Here is a 3,870-nt window from a genome sequence, read left to right as displayed (position 1 = left end):
ATGCTCTGCGACACGCCGCAGATGTTGGAGATGGTCGCGGTGGGCGCGATGGCCATGGTGTTGGAGTTGCGCATGCCGACGCTCTGCACCCGCTCGCGCAGGGCGTCCCAGTCCAGGGTGCGGCTGGTGTCCTGCTGCAGGTACTGACCGCGCGCCTCCCCGAGCCGGTCGATCGAGTCGATCGGCAGGATGCCCTGGCTCCACAGCGAGCCCTCGTAGGTCGCGTAGCGGCCGCGCTCCTCGGCGAGCCGCGTGGAGGCCTGAATCGCGAAGTAGGAGACCGCCTCCATCGAGGTATCGGCAAAGGCCACCGCGTCCTCGCTCGCATAGGGCAGGCGCATCGCGTAGAGCGCGTCCTGGAAGCCCATGATGCCGAGGCCCACCGGGCGGTGGCGCAGGTTGGAGCGCCGCGCCTGCGGCACGCTGTAGTAGTTGTAGTCGATCACGTTGTCGAGCATGCGCATCGCGGTGGTCACGGTGCGCTCGAGCTTGGGCAGATCCAGCGCGCCATCCGTCACGTGCGCGGCCAGGTTCACCGAACCCAGGTTGCAGACGGCAATCTCGTCATCCGAGGTGTTCAGGGTAATCTCGGTGCACAGATTGGAGCTGTGCACCACGCCGACGTGGCTCTGCGGGCTGCGCAGGTTGCAGGGGTCCTTGAAGGTCATCCAGGGATGCCCGGTCTCGAACAGCATCCCGAGCATCTTGCGCCAGAGATCCACGGCCCGGATCTTCTTGAAGACCTTGATCTCGCCGCGCGCGGCCTTCTCCTCGTACTCGGCGTAGCGCTTCGCGAAGGCCTCGCCGACCAGGTCGTGCAGGTCCCCGGTCTCACTCGGCGAGAACAGCGTCCACTCGCCCTCCTCCACCACCCGCTGCATGAACAGGTCGGGGATCCAGTTCGCGGTGTTCATGTCGTGCGTGCGCCGGCGATCGTCGCCGGTGTTCTTGCGCAGCTCGATGAATTCCTCGACATCGATGTGCCAGGTCTCGAGGTAGGCGCAGACCGCGCCCTTCCTCTTACCTCCTTGATTGACCGCGACCGCGGTGTCGTTCGCGACCTTCAGGAACGGCACGACGCCCTGGCTCTTGCCGTTGGTGCCCTTGATGTGGGCGCCCATGCCGCGCACGCGGGTCCAGTCGTTGCCGAGGCCACCGGCGAATTTCGACAGCAGGGCGTTGTCCTTGATCGCGCCGAAGATGCCGTCGAGGTCGTCGGGCACGCTGGTGAGATAGCACGAGGAGAGCTGCGGGCGCAGGGTGCCCGAGTTGAACAGCGTCGGCGTCGAGCTCATGAAGTCGAAGGAGCTCAGCAGTTCGTAGAACTCGATCGCGCGGGCCTCGCGGTCGACCTCGTTGATCGCCAGCCCCATCGCCACGCGCATGAAGAAGGCCTGCGGCAGTTCGAAGCGGGTGCCGCCGGAGTGGATGAAGTAGCGGTCATACAGGGTCTGCAGCCCGAGGTAGGTGAACTGCAGGTCGCGCTCGGGCCTCAGCGCCTTGCCGAGGACGTCGAGGTCGTAGCGGGTGAGTTCGGAATCGACCAGTTCCAGTTGCGACGCGCGCTTGATGTAGGCCTGGAAGTACTCGGGGTAGCGCTCGCCCATCTCGGCCTGGGTGGCCTCCTGCGGCAGCCCGGCGAGGAAGGTCAGGGCCTCGCGGCGCAGGTTGTCCATCAGCAGGCGCGCGGTGACCTGCGAGTAGTTCGGCTCCTGCTCGATCTGCACCCGCGCGGCCATCACCAGCGCGGTGCCGACGTCCTTCTCGGCGACGCCGTCGAAGAGATTGCGCCGGGCCTCGGCGAGCACGCGCGCACCGTCCACCTCGTCCAGACCGCGGCAGGCCTCCTCGACCACCGCCGCCATGCGCGCCTCGTCCAGCGGGGTACGCGTACCGTCCGCGCGCACCACGTGCAGGACCGTGTCCGCCGCGGCAGCCGCCGGCCTCTTCTTCGCGGCCTCGGCCGCCCGCTTTTCGGACTGCTTCTCCCGATACAGCACGTAGGCCCGCGCGACCTTGTGGTGGCCGCCGCGCATCAGCGCCAGTTCCACCTGATCCTGGATGTCCTCGATATGCACGGTGATCGAGCCGTTGCCAGCGCGCCGGAACAGGTTCTCGCTCACCTGCCCGGACAGCTCCTGCACGATGTCGTGGATGCGCCGGCTGGCCGCCGCGTTGCCGCCCTCCACCGCGAGGAAGGCCTTGGTGATCGCGACCGCGATCTTCGAGTCGTCGAAGCCGGTGACCTTGCCGTTGCGGCGGATCACCTGGTGCTGTCCCGGCGAAGTCGCCAGGATCTCCGCGCCGGGCTCCGCGGATTCGCTGGCTGGCGCCTGCCGGAGGTCGTGCTGAGCTGGTGGAGTAAGGGGCTGGGCGTCGCTGTGCATGAGAACCTCGTCCTGTACCGGTGGCTACGGCGACCTACTATAGGACGTGTTTCCGAGGTTTCCTAGACACAATATCTTGTGTCTATGCTGTGCAGACCGGGTGGGGAAACTGTGGAAAAGCTGGGTGCCGAACGGCCAAGGCCTTGCGGCGACTGGCCTGGAAGAACGGGACCGCCCGGAGAATATCCGAGCGCCCTAGTGGCCTATTTTTTTTTAATGAGTCCTGATGAAAATTTTTTATAGACCGAGTTCCGGAATATGCTTAAACAGCAGGATTCAAACGCCGTAGGAGCGGCTTCCAGCCGCGATGGGCCTCGTCACCTGGCACAGCGCCTGATCGCGCTGGCGCAGTGCCTGATCGCGGCTGGCGCAGTGCCTGATCGCGGCTGGCGCAGCGCCTGATCGCGGCTGGCGCAGCCCCTGATCGCGGCTGCCACAGCGCTTGATCGCGGCTGGAAGCCGCTCCCACGGCAGTCCTGCCGTGTAGGGCCCGCCCCGACGGCCGCCGTGGGAGGCGAACCCGCTCGGCGACTCCGGCGCGGGAAAACGCGCCTACAGCTCGCGCAGGTCGACGAAGCCTCCGGTGGGCACGGCGCGCAGCCGTTCGAGGGCATCGAGGATCCGCTGCGCCGCGGTATCGTTGTCGGGCATCGCTTCCGTCCCCCGGGCGTCCTGCAGACGCTTAAGCGCCGGAAAACGCTCGGTGTCCACCTTCCCGGAGATGAACTCCTGCATCTCGGTGTCGATCAGCCCCGGGGCCAGGCTGTGCGTCGGCGTCTGCGGAAATTCGTGGGCGTACAGCTGCACGAACATGTTCAGGGCCGCCTTCGAGATCGAGTAGCCGCTCCAGCCGAAGTTGCCGGAGACGGAGGCGCCCGAGGAGATCGCAACGATCTGGCCCACCGCGATACCGCTGGCCAGCAGGTGGTCCAGGATCGGCTTGTTCGCCCACACGTTCACGTCCATCAGCCGCCGGAGTTCGCCGATGTCCGCCTCCTGCATGCTCTGGATGTTGCCGAGCAGGCCCGCGTTCAGCACCACCAGGTCCAGCCGTTCGACACCCTCCAGCAGTCGCGCCATCGCCGGCTCGATGGCCTCGTAGTCGGCCAGGTCCACGCGCACGTCGCCGGCGATGGGCTCCGGACAGCCGCTGCGGCTCAGCCCGTAGACGGCGGCTTCCTGACGCATCAGCACCCGGCTCAGGCCGAGACCCAGTCCACGGGAATTGCCGGTCACCAGGGCACTGCGAATGGGCTTGGCGGACATGGCGGTTCCTCCTGCAAGATGGTTGGTGTGTCAGGCCGCACGGTGGGCCCGCTGCGCTTGGCCCACCCTACCCTTCCCTCATGCCCCGCGGGACCTCGTAGACCTCGTAGGGTGGGCAAAACGAAGTGTGCCCACCAGTCACCGCCCGGGCTTTTCCTCATGCCTCGCGGGACCTCGTAGGGTGGGCAAAACGAAGTGTGCCCACCAGTCACCACCC

Annotated in this window: 2 protein-coding genes; both read right to left on the bottom strand. The window is 66.7% G+C overall.

What is annotated here, in order from left to right:
* Positions 1–2,387: ribonucleoside-diphosphate reductase subunit alpha (locus ACESMN_RS11420; protein WP_373053727.1), on the bottom strand; the 2,387-nt coding region annotated here is incomplete at its 3' end.
* Positions 2,388–2,939: 552 nt separating this feature from the next.
* Entirely contained in the window at positions 2,940–3,653 is a 714-nt protein-coding gene (locus ACESMN_RS11415) for an SDR family NAD(P)-dependent oxidoreductase (RefSeq protein WP_373053726.1), read from the bottom strand.
* Between the last annotated feature and the right edge of the window lie 217 nt (positions 3,654–3,870).

It is taken from the genome of Thioalkalivibrio sp. (genome assembly GCF_041690275.1).
In the GTDB taxonomy this organism is placed as follows: domain Bacteria; phylum Pseudomonadota; class Gammaproteobacteria; order Ectothiorhodospirales; family Ectothiorhodospiraceae; genus Thioalkalivibrio.
This window is presented reverse-complemented; position numbering and strand designations above follow the sequence as displayed.